The organism is Streptomyces sp. NPDC026659, assembly GCF_040638245.1.
GTDB lineage: Bacteria > Actinomycetota > Actinomycetes > Streptomycetales > Streptomycetaceae > Streptomyces.
Map to the genome: position 1 here is coordinate 228,012 of NZ_JBEZXY010000006.1, position 17,436 is coordinate 245,447.

17 protein-coding genes are annotated in these 17,436 nt (G+C 71.8%); 10 read left to right on the forward strand and 7 right to left on the reverse strand.

What is annotated here, in order from left to right:
* Positions 1-19: 19 nt before the first annotated feature.
* The gene (locus tag AB0E91_RS17390) at positions 20-613 is read left to right on the forward strand and encodes a histidine phosphatase family protein (RefSeq protein ID WP_361781914.1); all 594 of its coding nucleotides are present in this window, start codon (positions 20-22) and stop codon (positions 611-613) included.
* Between the two features lie 12 nt (positions 614-625).
* On the opposite strand, the gene AB0E91_RS17395 is transcribed toward AB0E91_RS17390, so the two are convergent.
* Both AB0E91_RS17395 and AB0E91_RS17400 read right to left on the reverse strand, forming a co-directional pair.
* On the reverse strand, positions 626-1,117 hold the full coding sequence (locus AB0E91_RS17395) for a DUF6314 family protein (protein ID WP_361781917.1): 492 nt from the start codon (positions 1,115-1,117) through the stop codon (positions 626-628).
* A gap of 30 nt (positions 1,118-1,147) precedes the next feature.
* The gene (locus AB0E91_RS17400) at positions 1,148-2,038 is read right to left on the reverse strand and encodes an AraC family transcriptional regulator (protein ID WP_361781920.1); all 891 of its coding nucleotides are present in this window, start codon (positions 2,036-2,038) and stop codon (positions 1,148-1,150) included.
* A gap of 263 nt (positions 2,039-2,301) precedes the next feature.
* Between AB0E91_RS17400 and AB0E91_RS17405 the strand changes: the two genes are divergently transcribed.
* On the forward strand, positions 2,302-5,079 hold the full coding sequence (locus AB0E91_RS17405; protein WP_361781923.1) for a fibronectin type III domain-containing protein: 2,778 nt from the start codon (positions 2,302-2,304) through the stop codon (positions 5,077-5,079).
* A 91-nt stretch (positions 5,080-5,170) separates the two neighbouring features.
* On the opposite strand, the gene AB0E91_RS17410 is transcribed toward AB0E91_RS17405, so the two are convergent.
* Both AB0E91_RS17410 and AB0E91_RS17415 read right to left on the reverse strand, forming a co-directional pair.
* Positions 5,171-6,166 (reverse strand): alpha/beta hydrolase, encoded by a 996-nt coding sequence (locus AB0E91_RS17410; protein WP_361781926.1) that lies wholly within the window; start codon positions 6,164-6,166, stop codon positions 5,171-5,173.
* Between the two features lie 58 nt (positions 6,167-6,224).
* Positions 6,225-6,800 (reverse strand): helix-turn-helix domain-containing protein, encoded by a 576-nt coding sequence (locus AB0E91_RS17415; RefSeq protein ID WP_361781929.1) that lies wholly within the window; start codon positions 6,798-6,800, stop codon positions 6,225-6,227.
* A 343-nt stretch (positions 6,801-7,143) separates the two neighbouring features.
* Here AB0E91_RS17415 and AB0E91_RS17420 point away from each other — a divergent pair, with 343 nt between their 5' ends.
* The gene (locus tag AB0E91_RS17420) at positions 7,144-8,118 is read left to right on the forward strand and encodes a hypothetical protein (protein ID WP_361781932.1); all 975 of its coding nucleotides are present in this window, start codon (positions 7,144-7,146) and stop codon (positions 8,116-8,118) included.
* A gap of 47 nt (positions 8,119-8,165) precedes the next feature.
* Positions 8,166-9,242, forward strand: a complete 1,077-nt coding sequence (locus tag AB0E91_RS17425) for a barstar family protein (RefSeq protein WP_361781935.1) — start codon at positions 8,166-8,168, stop codon at positions 9,240-9,242.
* A gap of 22 nt (positions 9,243-9,264) precedes the next feature.
* On the opposite strand, the gene AB0E91_RS17430 is transcribed toward AB0E91_RS17425, so the two are convergent.
* Positions 9,265-9,663, reverse strand: a complete 399-nt coding sequence (locus AB0E91_RS17430) for a DUF5958 family protein (protein WP_361781938.1) — start codon at positions 9,661-9,663, stop codon at positions 9,265-9,267.
* A gap of 98 nt (positions 9,664-9,761) precedes the next feature.
* Between AB0E91_RS17430 and AB0E91_RS17435 the strand changes: the two genes are divergently transcribed.
* Positions 9,762-10,421 (forward strand): hypothetical protein, encoded by a 660-nt coding sequence (locus tag AB0E91_RS17435; RefSeq protein ID WP_361781941.1) that lies wholly within the window; start codon positions 9,762-9,764, stop codon positions 10,419-10,421.
* Between the two features lie 281 nt (positions 10,422-10,702).
* On the opposite strand, the gene AB0E91_RS17440 is transcribed toward AB0E91_RS17435, so the two are convergent.
* On the reverse strand, positions 10,703-11,029 hold the full coding sequence (locus tag AB0E91_RS17440) for a hypothetical protein (RefSeq protein WP_361781944.1): 327 nt from the start codon (positions 11,027-11,029) through the stop codon (positions 10,703-10,705).
* 686 nt (positions 11,030-11,715) lie between these two features.
* Here AB0E91_RS17440 and argC point away from each other — a divergent pair.
* The 5 genes from argC to AB0E91_RS17465 are packed head-to-tail and all read left to right on the forward strand — an operon-like array spanning position 11,716 to position 16,570.
* On the forward strand, positions 11,716-12,744 hold the full coding sequence (gene argC / locus AB0E91_RS17445; protein ID WP_361782453.1) for an N-acetyl-gamma-glutamyl-phosphate reductase: 1,029 nt from the start codon (positions 11,716-11,718) through the stop codon (positions 12,742-12,744).
* A complete protein-coding gene (argJ, locus tag AB0E91_RS17450; RefSeq protein WP_361781947.1) occupies positions 12,741-13,892 on the forward strand; it encodes a bifunctional glutamate N-acetyltransferase/amino-acid acetyltransferase ArgJ in 1,152 nt (383 codons plus the stop codon). The genes argC and argJ overlap by 4 nt, the downstream gene beginning before the upstream one ends.
* Positions 13,889-14,806 (forward strand): acetylglutamate kinase, encoded by a 918-nt coding sequence (gene argB, locus AB0E91_RS17455; protein WP_361781950.1) that lies wholly within the window; start codon positions 13,889-13,891, stop codon positions 14,804-14,806. Before argJ ends, argB begins: the two co-directional genes overlap by 4 nt.
* Entirely contained in the window at positions 14,803-16,017 is a 1,215-nt protein-coding gene (locus tag AB0E91_RS17460) for an acetylornithine transaminase (protein WP_361781952.1), read from the forward strand. Before argB ends, AB0E91_RS17460 begins: the two co-directional genes overlap by 4 nt.
* A gap of 7 nt (positions 16,018-16,024) precedes the next feature.
* Positions 16,025-16,570: an arginine repressor gene (locus tag AB0E91_RS17465; protein WP_161183317.1), complete on the forward strand. Its 546-nt coding sequence runs from the start codon at positions 16,025-16,027 to the stop codon at positions 16,568-16,570.
* Positions 16,571-16,663: 93 nt separating this feature from the next.
* Here AB0E91_RS17465 and AB0E91_RS17470 read toward each other — a convergent pair whose 3' ends face one another.
* Positions 16,664-17,404 (reverse strand): FAD:protein FMN transferase, encoded by a 741-nt coding sequence (locus AB0E91_RS17470; RefSeq protein WP_361782456.1) that lies wholly within the window; start codon positions 17,402-17,404, stop codon positions 16,664-16,666.
* Between the last annotated feature and the right edge of the window lie 32 nt (positions 17,405-17,436).

Below are 17,436 nucleotides of genomic sequence, written 5' to 3' on the forward strand. Positions count from 1 at the left end.
CTGGGCCCACCATCGGCGCATGCCACTTCGGGTGACGTTCGTCGCGGCCGCCCACGGTTCCCCGTCGTACGCCGAGCGCTTCGGGGACGACCGGCCGCTGGACCAGGCCGGCTGGGACGAGGTGCAGCGGATGGTCGGGTACCTGCTCCCGCTGGCCGCCGCCGAGCTGCGCTACTGCTCCCCGACCCCGCGCAGCCGCGCCACCGGCGACGCCCTCGGATACGCCCCTCTGGTCCAACTCGCCCTGCGCGACTGCGACATGGGCCGCTGGCGCGGGCTGACCCTGGGCGAGGCGATGGCCCGCGAGCCGCAGGCGGTGGACGCCTGGCTGACCGACCCGCGCTCCTCACCGCACGGCGGCGAGTCCCTGCTGGCGTTCATCTCCCGGGTCGGCGGCTGGCTCGACACCCGGCCGGTGGACGAGTACGGCCGGATCGTCGCCGTCGCCGAGCCCGCCGTGATCCGCGCGGCCCTGGTGTACGCGCTGAAGGCACCGCCCTCGACCTACTGGAACCTCGACGTACGCCCGCTGTCCGCCACCACCGTCACGGGCGGCTCCGGCCGCTGGAACCTCCGCCTGGACGGGGTGTCGGCCCAGCCCTCGCGCACGTAGGCGAGGTGCTGCTCAGCCCTCGCGCGCGTACTCGGTGGTCAGCACCAGGTCCTTTGCCGGGCCGCCCACCCGCCACACCGAGCGCCAGTGGTCGGCGTCGGCGACGGTGAACTCGCCCCGGTAGAAGTCGGCGGAGCAGGGATGCCCGGCGATGTACTGCCCCGTGCGCAGATCCAGCTCGTGGAAGGGGCGCCCGTCCGCGAACCGTACGTCCGCCGTGCCGGGCTCCTGGCCGGGCAGAAAACGCAGCGTACGGGTCGCGGGCCGGGTCACGCCCTGCCAGGTGAACTCCCCGGACTCCTCGTGCAGCAGCCCGGGTTCGCCGTCCGGCAGGGGCGCGAAGACGGTGACGCCCTCGAAGCGGCCGGTGTCCCCGCTCGCGAGGTCGCGTACCTCACGGGTGACGTGCCAGCGCCCGGCGAGATGGGCCAGCACGTCGGGAACGGGCAGCACCTCGGGTACGGGAAGACGGTCGCCGTTCACCCGGCCCCCTTTCGCATCCATGCCCCGAGCTTACGGCCGCCCGCCCCCGGGCTACCGGCCCGCCTCCTCCACCGGCAGCCACAGCTCGCAGTCGGCTCCGGTGCCGTCCGGGGTGGGACGGACCCGCAGGATCTCCGGGCCGGGGCGGCTCGCGTACGGGTTCGACGGGAACCACTGCGTGAACACGTCCCGCCACAGCAGCTGCACGGCCTCCGGCATGGGCCCGGAGACGGTGAACACCGCCCAGGTACCGGCGGGGACGGTCAGGCTCGCGAGGTGATCGGGCGAGGGCGACGGTGAGGGCGTGGGCGTGGGCGCCGAGGTGACCACCCCGTGGTAGTAGTCCAGCTCCGTACCCTCGGCCCGGCTCGGGTCCAGGTCGTCGCAGACCGCGACGACACCCTCCGGCTCCTGGTCCGACAGCTCGGCCAGCCGCGCCAGTTCCTTTTTGTCGATCCCCCGGACGAAGTCCATGATCGCCTGGTTCGGTCCCGCGTGCACCAACGGCACCCTGGCCCTGAACCCGACGACGCCGAACTCCGGCTTCTCCACGATCCGATACCGCATACTGCCGCTCCCTTCGATCACGAGACGGAAGGACATCCGGGGCTGCGAACTGAGCGGCGCGCCGGTCCGCCGGGCCTCACCCGGCCCGACGCCGTGCATCGCGCGGAACGCCCGCGCGAACGCCTCACCCGAGCCGTAGCCGTACCGGACGGCGATGTCGAGCAGCGTCTCCCGGCCCGCGACCACCTCCGCCGCCGCGAGCGTGAGCCGCCTGCGCCGCACGTACTCCGACAACGGCATCCCCGCCAGCGCGGAGAACATCCGCCGCAGGTGATACACGGAGGTGGCCGCGATCCGCGCCAACTCCTCGACGTCCACGGTCCCGTCGAGCCCCTGCTCGATCCGGTCCATCACGTGGTTGAGCCGCTCCAGCACGCCGGTTCCTTCCCTTTGACGTGACCGACGCTAGGTGGGGCGGGGGAGCCCGGGCCCGACTGTCGGTGCCCGATGATGTCGGGTCGGCGGGCGCCGGCGGAGATTCGTGCATTCTTCACGTGACAGCGTTCCGGCGCGCGCTCCGAGGGACGATGATGATCACGATGCCGGGCTGTGCGTTCTCCGCACCGCGGCGCGGGGCGGGTGTGCGTTTGCCGCGACGGCGTCACCTCTTGACGATCCGGAAGGAAACACGGTTCACGATGCGTGCGTTACACAGATCGGCGGCGGGGAGACAGCACGGGACCGGCTCGCGCCGTGCTCTCGCCGATCACCTGGTGGTGTTCCTGCTCACCCTGGCCATGGCGGTGACCGGCTCCGCGCTGAGCGCGGGACCCGCCTCGGCGGCCGAGGCGGGGGCACAGGACGCGGGCGCGGCGTGCGCCTCGCACGCCACCTCCTTCGGCGCCGTGGCGAACGCCCCGGCCATGACCCTCCGCATGGGCTGCGCGGGGGACGCGGGTTCGCTCCGCACGCTCGCCCAGAGCGACAGCGACCTCGTCCTCGCCTTCGACTTCAACGTGCCCGAGCGCCGCGACGAGACCCGCGCCCTGGCCCAGGACGCGGTCGCCGCCGTCCAGGCCGACCAGAACTCGGGTCACACGCTCGCCCAGGCGCTCTACGACCACGCGCGGGACCACGCGGTGGGGCTCTACCCGGTGACGGACGCCGGTGACTACGACGGCCGGGTCACGACCGCGGGCGACAGCGTCGTCCTCGTCCTGCCGATAGGAGAGATCGGCACGAGCGCCACGTGGTGGCAGAAGTTCATCGCGACCGGGGTCGGCTGGGCCGTCAGCATCGGGGCGAGCGCCATCTGCGGTGCGTTGATGGCTCCCGGGGCTCCGTTCGCCGCCCCCATCTGTCTGGGCGTGGGAGGCGCGATGGGCGGGTTCATCACCGAACTGATGAACGCGGCCTTCGACAACGTGTCCTTCGGGGACACGGACACCTGGGCCTCCCTGCTCGGCGCGGCCTTCTGGGGCGCGGTGCAGGGTGCCGCTTCGGGTTACCTGGTCAAGTGGGCGAGCGACGCGACCGGGACCTTCGTCACCGATCTCCAGCTCAGCCTGCGGGGCATCGCCGCCAAGCTGGGCAACCTCGGCAACCCCTTGACGTACATCAGCGACCGCCTGACCGACATGGTGCCGGCCCTGATACGCCGCCTGAACGACCTCCAGCGCGGCGTCGGAGGAACCGGCGCGCCCTTGAGGGTCATGGTCGTCGGCGACTCGATGACGCAGGGGTACGAGGGCGACTGGACCTGGCGTTACCGCCTCTGGAAGTGGTTCCACGACCAGCACGTCGCCGTGGACTTCGTCGGCCCGTACAAGGGGACCAAGGCACAGGCCCAGCCGCAGCCCCCGGCGCGGCCGCCCCTTCAGGGCGAGACCCCCGGCCCTTCGTTGGACGCCCCGGACACCTCCGGCGGCTACGCGGCGGGCGTCGACCCGGCCTTCGACAGCGACCACTTCGGGGTCTGGGGCCGGCAGGCGATGCAGGACAAGAAGCTGATCCGGGGCATGGTGGCGCAGTACAACCCGGACCTGATCCTCGTCGGCCTCGGCTTCAACGACATGGGCTGGTTCGTGAGCGGCCCGCAGGGGACGCTCGACAGCATGAAGACGTTCGTGGACGAGGCGCGGGCCGCCCGTCCCGACGTGAAGTTCGCCGTCGCGGACGTCCCTCAGCGCTCGCACATCGGCGGCCGGGACGACCTGCCGATCAGCACCACCGACTACGACCTGATGCTGCGCCAGGCCGTCCCGCAGTGGAGCACCCCCGTCTCTCCGGTCGAGCTCGTGAACTGGTCGGGGAACTACAGCTGTGCCCCCGACTCCTGCCCCGCGGGCTACGACGGGCTGCACCCGAACGCGCTCGGCGAGTTCCAGATCGCGCACGCCTTCGAGACCACCCTCCACGACCGGTACGGCATCGGGCAGTCCGTCCCCGCCGTTCCGCCCTCGGTCCCGGAACGCCCGTTGGACGTGGCACGGAACGTCAGCGCCGTCTCCAGCGACCTGGGCGTCACGGTCACCTGGGACCGGGTGTACGGCGCGCGCGGCTACACGGTCCGCTCCCGGCTGGTCGGCGCGACCGCGTGGAACGAGACGCCGGTGCAGGCGAACCGCTACGACACCACGTGGACCGCGGACGGCTGGGAGTGGGAGTACTCCGTCCGTGTCGACAACGCGGGCGACGGCATCTCCGCCTGGTCCCCGGTGATCCGGGCCACCGCCCATCCGCACACGGCGGCCCCGCCCACGCATGTCCTCACCGCCGCCACCCTGGACGGAATAGACATCTCCTGGGAGGCCGCCACCGGGCCGTACAGCGACACGGTGGACCGCTACGAGATCCTCACCTGGGACAAGGACACGCCGGGCGCCTTCCTCAACAGCACGGCGGTGCGCGGCACCTCGGCGCACATCTCCGGGCTGATCCCGGGCCATCACTACCTGGTCGCGGTGGACACCTGGAACGCGGTGGGCGGCGGCCTGCCCACGGGCGCCCGGCCCGTCACCATCGGCGCGGGCACCCCGCCGGTCCCGACGGATCTGCGCATCCAGTCCGTGGACGCCGTGACGGTGCAGCTGAACTGGAGCGGCTCCCCGCAGGCGGCCGGATACCGCGTCTGGTATCGCAACCGCACGGAGAACGGCCCCTGGCTGTCGGACGAGTACATCTCGGACACCCCGGAGCGGGGCGTCACCTTCCTCTTCCCCGGCAGCTGGAACTTCGAGTTCGCGGTGACGGCGGTCAACGGGCAGATGGAGTCGGCGCGGTCCGGCGCGGTCTCCGTCCCGGCGCCGCCGAGCACCGGGGGCGGTACCGGCGCCCCGGGCACGAGCGGCGCTTCCCGCAAGGCTGTCCGGGCGGGCGGCGATTCCGGTCCGGACGCCGGCCAGGATCTCGCCCTGCTGCGCAAGGCCCCGACCGCCACCCTCGGGTCGGTGCCCACCGCACGCCCCCACGCGTAGTTCCCCGCCGCCCTCCGCATCACCACGCGCCCTGCGTACCCCGGCTCACCGCCGGGGCGCGCAGGGCGCCGGCGGTCCAACAGGAAACGGCCTAGCGCCGTACCGTCTCGGCCGTGTTCTTCGTGACGAAGTCGGCGATGGCGTCCCGCAGTTGCCGCAGTCCGGGTTCTTCGAGGGGGTAGTGGCCGGCGTTCTCGAGCATGACGGTGTCGACGGGGACCTTCGTGATGCGGGACAGCACCGGGAGGCTGAGGCGGTGGGGGCTCCAGCGGTCCTCGGCGGGCTGGGTCAGCAGCACCGGGCAGGTGTCGAAGTCCTCGGGCTCGACGGCGGGGACGTAGTTCAGATAGCGGTCCAGGAACCGGATGCTCACCCAATTCGCCGCGGAGGTACGGTCCTTCATCAGCGCCTTCATCGCGCCCGGGTCGTTGGCGAGCGCGGACATCTTGCCCGCCAGGCTCATCGGGTACTTCATCGCGGCGGCCGGGGTCCTGGCGAGCAGCCCCATCAGCGGGGCGCCCAGGCGGGCGGTGAGCAGGTCGTGCGAGGTCTCGTCGCGGACCCGCCGGTCGCGCTGGTCGAGAAACGTCATGCCGACGATGCCGCGCAGCGTGCCACGGGGCGCCTTCGCTGCGACGTGGTACGTGAGCATGCCTCCGGCGCTCAGCCCGTACAGCACGATCGGGCGGTCGTCGCGGGACTGCTCGTGGGCGAGGAAGTCGACGACGAGGTCGACCCAGTCGTCGTAGGAGGGGGTGGTGCCGGGGCGGACCTGGGTGAGGCCGTAGCCGAGGTTGTCGAGCGCGACGGTCTCGAAGCCGCGCTCGGCGAGCGGGGCGCCCAGGATCAGCGACATCTGGCGGCCGTTGGTGCCGACGCCGTGGTGCAGGACGACCTTGGCCGGAGCGGCGGGGTTGGGGCAGCGGTCGAGGTGGACACGGTGGCCGCGCCAGTCCCAGAACTCCTCGACGGGGGCGGTGGCGTCGGTCAGCCGGAGCCGCTCGGGGAGGAAGCGCTGCAGCTCGCGCCAGGCCCGCTGGTCGCAGTAGAGGGCGGGGGTCTTGCCCATGGCGGGGGTCTTGCTCATGGTGAGGGCCTTTCGGTGAGGGCCTTTCGGCCCGGCCCGACCGTGGGTCAGGCGTGGGTCAGGCGGGGGGTGGGGAGCTGGGACGGGCGAGCGCCCCGCGGGTGATCATCCGCACGCCGGCCTCCAGGTCACGGCGCGCGGCGTCGACGTCGCGCAGGTCGTCCTCCAGGCCACGGGTGAACGTGAGCAGCACGCCGGTCGCCCGGTCCGCGGCCTCGGGGACGACCTCGGCCAGGGCGGCGGTCAGCAGCCGCGCGAGGTGGTCCATGTAGCCGGTGACCAGCTCGGGGGTGTGGGCGGAAGCGGCCGCCAGCAGCTCGTAGGCGTGCGCCGGGCTGTCCTGCCAGAGCCGGACGGCGACCTCCAGCTTCACCGTGAGCACACCGAGCACCTTCTCCTCGGCCGTACCCGCGGCCTCCGCCGCCGCCTCGGCCTCCTTGGCGGCCGACTCCAGCCACGCCCGGATGACCTTGGCGAACGCCTCGTCCTTGGTCCCGGCGTACTTGTAGACGGTCGGACGCGACAGCCCCGCCTCCTCGACGATGTCGGAGATGGTGGTGCGGCGGTACCCGTTGCGGCAGAAGCAGCGGTAGGCGCTGTCGAGGACGAGCTGGGAGGACGGAACCTTTGGCATGGCTACGAATTTAACAAGCGAGCGTAACTTTGTAAACACCGAACCTCCGGTGGGACCGAGCACGTGAACCGGCACCGGCGGCACCCGGCAGGCGGAACTCCCCGGGCGCTAGGGCCTGTCTTTCGGATCAGGCCGCTCCAGCCGAGCGAGCTTTTCGGCCGACCCGAGCGGGGGCTGGTGCGTGCAGCTGCAAGGCGGAGGAGGGAGTCGACGCGGAGCGATGGGGGTGCCCCCTGCTCGAGCGCAGCCGAGAGCTTGGGGGAGACCGACGACAACGCCGCAGATGTGCGTGCCAGCCCCCGCGACTCGGGCTGATCCGAAAGACAGGCCATAGCCTCCTCGGATGACTCCCGCGCCCCCTCCGAAGGTCATCACGCGCCACCGTGACGGACAGATCCGCGCCTACCTTCCGACGGCGGACCCGGACGCCTTCGGGCCGCTGGAGCCCGTGGCGGTCTTCCGGCCGCGACCCGGCGACGAGATCGTGGAGTCGGCGGTGCGCCCCGATCTGTCGCGAGCCGTCTACACGACCCTGAACGGCGTCGTCTGCCTCACCCGCGCCGGTGACCCGGTGTGGGCGTCGGACTTCGGGCCGCACTCCGAGCGGCACCACGGCCACCGCCCCGGGTGTGCCTTCTCCCTGGACGGCCGGACCGTATGGGTCTACCGACCGGACGCGATGGCGGGACGCGGGGACTCCGACCAGTGGGTCGTGTACGACGCCGACAGTGGGGCGGTCCTCGCCCGCCAGTCACTGGAGACGGTGGGGCACGGCGCCTTCCACCATGTGCACCCCGTGGACGGCAGCGTCTACCTCGACATCGGCGAGGGCCAGGACGGCGTGGTCACCGTGCGCGGCGCGCTCGGCGCCGACGGCGTACCGGAGTTCACGACCTACCCGTGGTCGGACCGCTGCCTGATCGACCTGGCGCCGGGCGGGGAGCGGTTCATGTCCGTCGAACACGGCCAGACGGACGTCGCCTTCCACGAACACCCCGGCGGAGACGTCCTTCTGGCTCTCTCCGTCGAGGACTTCGGCTACGACCCCGAGGAGGCGTTCGTGGAATGGTCCGGCGGCTACCTCACCCCGGACACCGCCGTCGTCACCCTGGGCGGCGAGACCGAGGACGGGGACGAGTGGTTCCGCCACCACCTGGTCGACGTGCACACGGGCGTGATCGGCGGCGAGCTCGTCGTGGAGGCGACCAACCCGTACGACCTGAAGCCCCTGGGCGACGGCTCGTTTTTGATCCCCGGTCCCGAGGGGAATCCGGTCCGCTGGTCCCACGCCCCGCACGCGGCGGGCCGACGGGTGTAAAGGGCTTCGCGGACTGCATCCGGCCGGGCATGATTTCCGTCGTGCACATGATCGGGACCCATCGCGAGCGGGAGCGGTACGCGCTCACGGACACGGAAAGCGGCCACGTCTGGGGCGTCTGCGCCGAGGTGGAGGGGCTGTTCCGGGAACCCCCGCGCGGGACGTACGAGCTGTTCGGCTGGGTTCCGGACGGAGCCGAGGTGCGCGGCTGGGTCGGCGGCCGAGTGTGGCTGGTGCCGGATGACGGGACGTTCGGTCCTTGGCTGCTGGAGGACGCGGAGAGCCTCGGACGGCACCCGGGAACGGACGGTCTCGTCCTCACCGGCCTGGACGACTACGAGGGTCCGCCCGAGGGGCACCGGGCGCCGGTCCGGCTGCACGACGGATTCCGCTGGCTCGGCTCCTGCCGGGAGTTCGCCCGCGTCCTGCCGCCCGAACGGCCAGAGCCTCCACTCGTCCTGCGGGGGCTCGCCCCGAGTGACCGCCTACGGCGGGCACTGGCCACGGGCACCCGGCGTGCGCTCGACCTGGACGAGGCCCGGCTGGAGATACGGGACGGCCGGGGCGAACCGCTCACCGACCGGCTGCTGCGCCCCAAGGTTCGTACATGGCGGCCGTCCTCCCGCAGGACGGACCTGACCGATCTCGAACTCGACGGACACCTCGAACCCGTACCGGGATACGTCCGCCCGATCTGGGAGCGCTGGCTCGCCGGTCCACCGGACACCTCTGGCGCCTGGGCGGGGCTCGAAACCCGCGAGCGCGGGCCCTGGCTCGACCTCGTCCGGGAGCGAGGCTGTCGCCTCAAGCACCGGGCCCGGCAGCCCGGCCACGCCTACGACCTGGACGGTCGCCACATCACCGACGAACCGGGCCTCTACCTTGCCCTCGGCGAAGCCGTCAACGGCCCCGGCGGCTACTTCGGCAGCTCCCCGGACGCCCTCGCGGACTGCCTGCGCGGCAACTTCGGCCACACCGCTCCGGCGACCCTGCTCTGGCGGGACACGGCGACCGCACGCGAGTACCTGTCCCACGCCCTGTCGCCCGAGGGGGAGGGGTATGACCTGCTCGGCCTGGTGCTCGACATCCTGATCGGGGGCGGGATGCGTGTGACGTTCGGGTGAGCCGGTCGCGACGGCAGCGGGCTCAGTCGGCGCCCGACAGCCTGTGCCACCAATGAGCGCACCCGTTCGCGCAGAAGCGTTCCCGGCGCCGTCCGTCCGCGAGCGCGAGCACCGCGACCAGCAGCCGGAATGCCTTTTGGCGTTCGTCGCGGGGAGTGAGAGACGCGATCTTCCCCAACTGCTCCTCGATCCGGCCGCGTGTGATCAGCACCGCCGGCGTGTGCGTCGCGCGCAGACCGGCGCGGCGGACACCCTCCGGCCCGTCCTCGGCGACAGGGCGTGCCTGGTCACAGTGGTGGCGTAGAAACAGCAGCACCTCAGACTGCTCCTCCGGACCGAGCGCGTCGAACCACGCGATGCCCTGTGACATCGGGCGGAGGCCCTGGGCGAGTTCGTTGAGCATGACATCGCGTTCCTTCACGCCTGCCCCCTAGGTCGATCGCGGCGGCCCATGGCCCGGCCCTCCGCGCGCAGAGTAGTCGGTGGGGCGGGATCAACGGTGTCGCGTACGGTCGGCCCGTGATGATCAGAACGGGTGACCCGCGCAGACTCGGCATCCCCGCGGCCGAGGCACGGTTGCGGTTCGAGGCGGAGCGGCAGAAGGGCGGCGACGGGCTGCGGCGGCGGTTGCTCATGGTGGACGACGAGCCCGCCTTCGAGCTGAGCTTCTACTGCGGGTCGTGTCCGTTGTTGTTCCGCCGGTTGGAGACCGCGACGCAGAAGCTGTCCCTGGAGAGCGTGCGGGAACGGCTCACCGGCGTGCTGGACGATCCGGACGAGGGTGGCGTGATCGAGGCGTTCGGTGCGCTGCTTCCGGAAGGCGAGTACCTTCCGCTGCTCCTGAGCGTGGAACCCCGGCTGGTCTTCCCGGGCAGGGAAGGCGACTACTTCAGTGGTGAACAGGTCGAGACGTGGGGGATCGATCAGTTCTGGGGCTTGCCGGCGTACCCGCACACCCCGTACTACCGGACCTTCGAGACCGTCGTCGACGCAGACGCCCACCTCTACGAGTTCGTCGTACCCATGGTCCCCCCGACGTGGAACGACAGGGAGCGGGTCGAGGAGTACGCCGCGCTCATGGAGGGGGAACCGTCCCCACGGCGGTGGCGATCTCCACCCTGGACATCTGCGAACCCGCCGCCGGGATGCCCATCGACCAGTACCGGCACTGGGGCCTGACCCACTTCCTCCTCGACGGCCACCACAAACTGGAGGCTGCCGCGACAGTCGACCGCCCGGTCCGACTCCTTTCGCTCCTGACCGTGGGCGAAAGCCTGGCCGAAGCGGAGGAGTGTGCCCGACTCCCCGCCCTCCGCGCCCAGCCGAGCTCGGCCCGAACGGCCGGTGCCTGAACCAGCACCGAAGGGCACGCCGGCGGACCGCCGACAGGGCGCCCCGGGCCGACCGGCTCCCCGAAGCGCTGAGCACTGGGGGCGGTGCCACTGCTGCGATGGGCTGCTTCAGTCGGCGAGTCTGGGCGTTGCAGTTGGCTCTGCCCCGGCCCGCTGTGGGCGATGCCTCTCATCGCCGGGCGGGTATCCATTGGCGAACCACCAGCCTTCGATGTCCCCGAGGCCGGACAGGTCCGGCTCCGGCAGACCTGGGTCCACCATCACCTTCGTGCCTTCGGGTACCAGCTCCACCTCGATGGTCCCCGCGTCCGATCCGAGGTTGAACGTGTCCAGGGCCTCCAGCGCTTCCGCCTGGCTGTCACAGATCGGCAGGTGCACCGCGAATACGCGGGGTTTGCCCCCACTGTGTGCCCCCGCGCGAATCAACAGGCGCATCGCCTCATCGAAGCACTCCTGGTCGCACGACGCGCACAGCCAGGAGTCGCACCCCTTGCAGCGATGTGGAGCGGGGTAGTGCGAGGAGCGCACCCCCGCTTTCTCGGGCAGACGTTCCTTGCATGGGCAGATCGCCAGCCGTGCGCGCCGTTCGGCCTCGGCTTCGGCAGCGCGGCGTTGCCGTGCCGGCTCTCCCTCGGCCCAAATTCTCGCCCGCTCCGCGCTCCTGAGGTTCCGTGCCCGGGAGCAGTTCCCGCGTTCCTCTTCGCTGAGGTGAGCCCAACAGGCAGCGACGGGTGCCGGCTCTCCAGGGATCGCGGGCCACTCTGCTGGCCTTCTCCGGCAGCGGCGCGTCTTGCCCTTCGTCATCCGGTCACACATTGCCTCGTCCGTCGGTCGGAGAAGTGCGACGGGGGTAGGAAATCCCTGCGGACCCTGCGGACCCTGCGACGTCTGGGGGGGTGGAGCACGCCCCGCAACAGACACCTGCATCCGCCACGGGTCTGCCGCCGCAGGTTGCGCAAAGCCATGCGTCGCATGCAGAGCAGCGGTACTGCGGGCCGTAGGTCAACGAGTATCGGCCGGTCGAGCCAGGCGCTGACCCGCCCCTCCTGTGCGTCACACCCATCAGGTCATTGCATAAACGTGCAGCACTACGTATAGTCATGCCAATGAAGGAGGCTGACATGACGGTCCGCGTAGCTGTCGCCGGCGCCAGTGGGTATGCCGGTGGGGAGGTGCTGCGGCTGCTGCTCGGGCACCCGGGCGTCGAGGTCGGGGCCGTGACCGCGCACGGGAATGCCGGGCAGCGGCTCGGGGCGTTGCAGCCGCAGCTGGTGCCGCTCGCCGGGCGGGTGCTGGAGGAGACGACCGCCGAGACCCTCTCGGGGCACGACGTCGTCTTTCTCGCGCTGCCCCACGGGCAGTCCGCCGCCGTCGCCGAGCAGCTCGGGCCGGATGTGCTCGTCATCGACATGGGCGCCGACTTCCGGCTGAAGGACGCCGGGGACTGGGAGCGGTTCTACGGGAGCCCGCATGCCGGTACCTGGCCGTACGGTCTTCCCGAACTCCCGGGTGCTCGCGCCGCGTTGGAGGGGTCCAAGCGCGTCGCGGTGCCCGGTTGCTATCCGACCGCCGTCTCCCTCGCTCTCGTCCCGGCGTACCTCGCCGGACTCGCCGAGCCCGAGGCCGTCGTCGTCGCCGCCTCCGGCACCTCCGGCGCGGGCAAGGCGCCCAAGGCGCATCTGCTCGGCAGTGAGGTCATGGGGTCGATGTCGCCGTACGGGGTGGGGGGCGGTCACCGGCACACCCCGGAGATGATCCAGAACCTCAGTGCGGCGGCCGGGGAGCGGGTGTCCGTCTCGTTCACCCCCACCCTCGCCCCCATGCCCCGCGGCATCCTCGCCACGTGCAGTGCGAAGGCGCACGCGGGGGTGGACGCCCAGGCCGTGCGCGCCGCCTATGAGAAGGCGTACGCCGACGAGCCGTTCGTCCACCTCCTCCCCGAGGGACAGTGGCCCGCGACCGCGTCGGTCACCGGCTCCAACGCCGTACAGCTGCAAGTCGCGTACGACCCCGACGCCCACCGCGTCATCGCGATCAGCGCCATCGACAACCTGACCAAGGGCACCGCGGGCGGTGCCGTACAGAGCATGAACATCGCCCTCGGGCTCGACGAGACCACCGGGCTTTCCACGATCGGAGTCGCGCCTTGAGCGTCACAGCGGCCAAGGGATTCACCGCGGCGGGCATCGCCGCCGGGATCAAGGACAACGGCAACCCCGACCTGGCCCTCGTGGTCAACACCGGCCCCCGCCGAGCCGCCGCCGGCGTCTTCACCGCCAACCGCGTGAAGGCCGCCCCGGTGCTGTGGTCGGAGCAGGTGGTCAGGAGCGGCGAGGTCTCCGTCGTCGTCCTCAACTCCGGTGGGGCCAACGCCTGTACGGGTCCGAAGGGCTTCCAGGACACCCACGCCACCGCCGAGAAGGCCGCCGAGGTCCTTGGGCGCGGCGCGATCGAGGTCGCCGTCTGCTCCACCGGGCTCATCGGCGTCCACCTTCCGATGGACAGGCTGCTGCCCGGGATCGAGACGGCCGCCGCCCAGCTGTCCGAGCACGGCGGCGAGAAGGCCGCCATCGCCATCAAGACCACCGACACCCACCACAAGACGGCCGTCGTCAGCGGCGACGGCTGGACCGTCGGCGGCATGGCCAAGGGCGCGGGCATGCTCGCCCCCGGCCTCGCCACCATGCTCGTCGTCCTCACGACCGACGCCGACGTGGACGGCGAAGGACTCGACACGGCCCTGCGCGCCGCCACCAAGGTCACCTTCGACCGGGTCGACTCCGACGGCTGCATGTCCACCAACGACACCGTCCTGCTGCTCTCCTCCGGCGCCTCCGGCATCACGCCCGGCCAGGAGGAGTTCACCGAGGCCGTGCGCGCGGTCTGCGAGGACCTCGGGCGTCAGCTCATCGGCGACGCCGAAGGCGCCAGCAAGGACATCAAGGTCGAGGTGATCAACGCGGCCACCGAGGAGGACGCCGTCGAGGTCGGCCGCTCCATCGCCCGCAACAACCTCCTCAAGTGCGCCATCCACGGCGAGGACCCCAACTGGGGCCGCGTCCTGTCCGCCATCGGCACCACCAGGGCCGCCTTCGACCCCGACCTGCTCAACGTCGCCATCAACGACGTCTGGGTCTGCAAGAACGGCTCCGTCGGCGAGGACCGCGACCTGGTCGACATGCGCTACCGCGAGGTGCACATCGTCGCCGACCTCGCCGCGGGCACCGAGACGGCCACCATCTGGACCAACGACCTGACCGCGGACTACGTCCACGAGAACAGCGCGTACTCCTCATGAGCAGCCCCACGCGGAAGCACACCGCGCTCCCCAAGGCCCAGATCCTCGTCGAGGCGCTGCCCTGGCTCACCCGGCACCACGGAAAGACCGTCGTCATCAAGTTCGGCGGCAACGCCATGGTGGACGAGGAGCTGAAGGCCGCCTTCGCCCAGGACGTCGTCTTCCTGCGCCACGCCGGGCTCAAGCCGGTCGTCGTGCACGGCGGCGGCCCGCAGATCAGCGCCGCGCTCGACCGTCACGGCATCGTCAGCGAGTTCAAGGCCGGGCTCCGGGTCACCACCGAGGAGGCCATGGACGTCGTACGGATGGTGCTCGCGGGCCAGGTCCAGCGCGAGCTGGTCGGCCTGCTCAACGCGCACGGCCCGCTCGCCGTCGGCCTCACCGGCGAGGACGCGCACACCATCACCGCGACCCGCCACACCCCCCGTATCGACGGCGAACTCGTGGACATCGGGCGCGTCGGCGAGATCACCGAGATCGACACCGGCGCCGTCGAGGCCCTGCTCGCGGACGGCCGTATCCCGGTCGTCTCCTCCATCGCCCGCTCCGAGGACGACGGTCATGTCTACAACGTCAATGCTGATACGGCGGCTGCGGCACTCGCTGCTGCGCTGGGCGCCGAAACCCTCATGGTCCTCACCGACGTCGAGGGTCTCTACGAGGACTGGCCGCACTCCGACGAGGTGATCAGCCGCCTCACCGCCACCCAGCTGGAGAAACTGCTGCCCGAGCTCTCCTCGGGCATGGTGCCCAAGATGGAGGGCTGCCTCCACGCCGTACGCAACGGCGTGAACACCGCCCGCGTCATCGACGGCCGGGTCCAGCACTCGATCCTGCTGGAGATCTTCACGGACGAGGGCATCGGCACCATGGTCGTGCCCGACGACGAGCCGGACACCCCGGGGGAGTCATGAGCGACACGAGCACCGTCAACAACGCCGAACTGACCGCTCGTTGGCAGGGCGCCCTCATGAACAACTACGGCACCCCGCGCCTGCCCCTCGTGCGGGGCGAGGGCACCGCCGTGTGGGACGCCGACGGCAAGCGGTACCTCGACTTCGTCGGCGGCATCGCGGTCAACGCCCTCGGCCACGCGCACCCCGCGATCGTGGCGGCCGTGAGCACGCAGATCGCGTCCCTCGGCCATGTCTCCAACCTTTTCGTCGCCGAGCCGCCCGTCGCCCTCGCCGAACGCCTGCTGCGCCTGTTCGGCCGGGACGGCAAGGTGTTCTTCTGCAACTCCGGCGCCGAGGCCAACGAAGCCGCCCTCAAGATCGGCCGGCTGACCGGGCGCACCCACATGGTCGCGACCACCGGCGGCTTCCACGGCCGCACCATGGGCGCCCTCGCGCTCACCGGACAGCCCGCCAAGCAGACCCCGTTCCTGCCGCTGCCCGGCGAGGTCACCCACGTGCCCTACGGCGACGCCCGCGCGCTCGCCGACGCCGTCACCGACGAGACCGCCATGGTCATCATCGAGCCCATCCAGGGCGAGAACGGCGTCGTGGTCCCGCCGCCCGGCTATCTCAAGGCCGCCCGCGCGATCACCGCCGCGACCGGCGCCCTGCTGGTCCTGGACGAGGTGCAGACCGGCGTCGGCCGCACCGGGAACTGGTTCGCCTACCAGGCCCACGACGGCGTACTCCCCGACATCGTCACCCTCGCCAAGGGCCTGGGCGGCGGACTCCCGCTCGGTGCCACCCTCGCCTTCGGCCGTGCCGCCGACCTGCTCCAGCCCGGCCAGCACGGCACCACCTTCGGCGGCAACCCGGTCGCCTGCGCCGCCGGACTCGCCGTACTCGACACCATCGAGACCGAGGGACTGCTCGCGAACGCCAAGCGGCAGAGCGAGAACCTGCGCCAGGGAATCGAGGCGCTCGGCCACCCGCTCGTCGACCATGTACGGGGCGCGGGGCTCCTGCTGGGTATCGTGCTCTCCGGACCGTACGCGGCGCAGGCGCAGGCGGCGGCCCAGGAAGCCGGGTTCCTGGTGAACGCGCCCGCCCCCGACGTCGTACGGCTCATGCCCCCGCTGAACCTCCGCGACGACGAGACGGACGCCTTCCTCCAGGCGCTCCCCGGCATCCTCGACGCAAGCCGAGAGGACGGACGAGCCGGAGAATGAGACGACGATGAGCCAGGCGCAGGACCACGGACAGGCGGGGGGTGCCGGTCCCGCGGTGCCGCAGACCCGCACCGCCCGCCACCGCCGGATCGTGGACATCCTCAACCGGCAGCCGGTGCGCTCGCAGAGCCAGCTCGCCAAGCTGCTCGCCGACGACGGACTGAGCGTCACCCAGGCGACGCTCTCCCGCGACCTCGACGAGCTGAACGCGGTCAAGATCCGCGACACCGACGGCGACCTGATCTACGCGGTGCCCAGCGAGGGCGGCTTCCGCACCCCGCGCGCCCCGCTGGGGGAGTCCGCCAAGGAGGAGCGGATGCGGCGGCTCTCCCAGGAGCTGCTGATCTCCGCCGAGGCGTCCGCCAACCTCGTGGTGCTGCGCACCCCGCCCGGCGCCGCCCAGTTCCTCGCCTCGGCCATCGACCAGGCCGAACTGCAGGACATCCTCGGCACCATCGCCGGTGACGACACCCTCCTGCTCATCAGCCGCAACCCCACCGGCGGCCAGGCGCTCGCCGACCATCTGCTCCGGCTGGCCCAGAACGGCCAGTGACGGCTGCCCGTACGGCGAAGGGGGCGCGGGGAGTGTCGAACACTCCCCGCGCCCCCTGCCGGGTGCGCCGCGTAGGCGCGATACGGCGGCCGGTCAGCCGAGCCGCGTCGCCAGCCCCCCGGTACAGCGCACCTCGTCCCCGGCCGTGATGAGTAAGCCCTCCACGTCCGGCAGCGACTCCAGCCAGTCGAGTCCCTCGCGCGAGCCCATCGCGAAGGCGGCCGTGGCCCAGCAGTCCGTCCAGGTCAGCCGGGGGCCCACCACCGTCACCGCGACCAGGTCGGTCACCGCCGACTTGCCGGTGCGCGGGTCCACGATGTGCGCGCCCCGCTCGGCCGTCCCCGAGGTCGCCACGGACAGTTCCTCCGCGCCGGCCGCCGAGATCACCGCCGCGAGACCGCCGGGCCGCAACGGATCGGCCACGCCCACCCGCCACGCCCGCCCCGGCTCCGGGGCGCCGCACATCTGCACGTCGCCGCCGCCGTTCACACTGACCCCGCGCACCCCGTCCACGGCCGCCAGCGCCAGGGCCGCCCGCTCGGCGGACCAGCCCTTGACGATCCCGGTCGGGTCCAGCGAGTCCCGGTAACGCGGGCTGAACCAGCCCTCGCTCACCCGCTCCGCCTCGGCCGCGAGCTCCAGCACCTCGGCGACCTCCGGCGCGCACCGCTCCACCGTCAGCTCGCCCCGGGCCAGCCGGGAGACCTCGCTGTCCTCGCGGTAGGTGCTGAACAGGGCGTCCACGCGGTGCAGGCCCGCGACCGCCTCGTCCAGCGCCGCGCGCACCGCGTCCGCCTCGCCGCCGCGCACGTCGAAGGAGAACACGGTCCCCATGACCTCCTCCGCGTGCCGCACCACGGAGTCCT

What these genes read in the sequence shown, in the direction of transcription:
- AB0E91_RS17415 (WP_361781929.1), bottom strand. Translation starts at nt 6,800, where the DNA reads ATGCCAAAGGTTCCGTCCTCCCAGCTCGTCCTCGACAGCGCCTACCGC.
- argC (WP_361782453.1), top strand. Translation starts at nt 11,716, where the DNA reads ATGACGGTCCGCGTAGCTGTCGCCGGCGCCAGTGGGTATGCCGGTGGG.
- AB0E91_RS17405 (WP_361781923.1), top strand. Translation starts at nt 2,302, where the DNA reads ATGCGTGCGTTACACAGATCGGCGGCGGGGAGACAGCACGGGACCGGC.
- AB0E91_RS17465 (WP_161183317.1), top strand. Translation starts at nt 16,025, where the DNA reads ATGAGCCAGGCGCAGGACCACGGACAGGCGGGGGGTGCCGGTCCCGCG.
- AB0E91_RS17460 (WP_361781952.1), top strand. Translation starts at nt 14,803, where the DNA reads ATGAGCGACACGAGCACCGTCAACAACGCCGAACTGACCGCTCGTTGG.
- AB0E91_RS17390 (WP_361781914.1), top strand. Translation starts at nt 20, where the DNA reads ATGCCACTTCGGGTGACGTTCGTCGCGGCCGCCCACGGTTCCCCGTCG.
- AB0E91_RS17470 (WP_361782456.1), bottom strand. Translation starts at nt 17,404, where the DNA reads ATGGGGACCGTGTTCTCCTTCGACGTGCGCGGCGGCGAGGCGGACGCG.
- argB (WP_361781950.1), top strand. Translation starts at nt 13,889, where the DNA reads ATGAGCAGCCCCACGCGGAAGCACACCGCGCTCCCCAAGGCCCAGATC.
- AB0E91_RS17420 (WP_361781932.1), top strand. Translation starts at nt 7,144, where the DNA reads ATGACTCCCGCGCCCCCTCCGAAGGTCATCACGCGCCACCGTGACGGA.
- AB0E91_RS17410 (WP_361781926.1), bottom strand. Translation starts at nt 6,166, where the DNA reads ATGAGCAAGACCCCCGCCATGGGCAAGACCCCCGCCCTCTACTGCGAC.
- AB0E91_RS17395 (WP_361781917.1), bottom strand. Translation starts at nt 1,117, where the DNA reads ATGGATGCGAAAGGGGGCCGGGTGAACGGCGACCGTCTTCCCGTACCC.
- AB0E91_RS17425 (WP_361781935.1), top strand. Translation starts at nt 8,166, where the DNA reads ATGATCGGGACCCATCGCGAGCGGGAGCGGTACGCGCTCACGGACACG.
- AB0E91_RS17440 (WP_361781944.1), bottom strand. Translation starts at nt 11,029, where the DNA reads ATGCGCCTGTTGATTCGCGCGGGGGCACACAGTGGGGGCAAACCCCGC.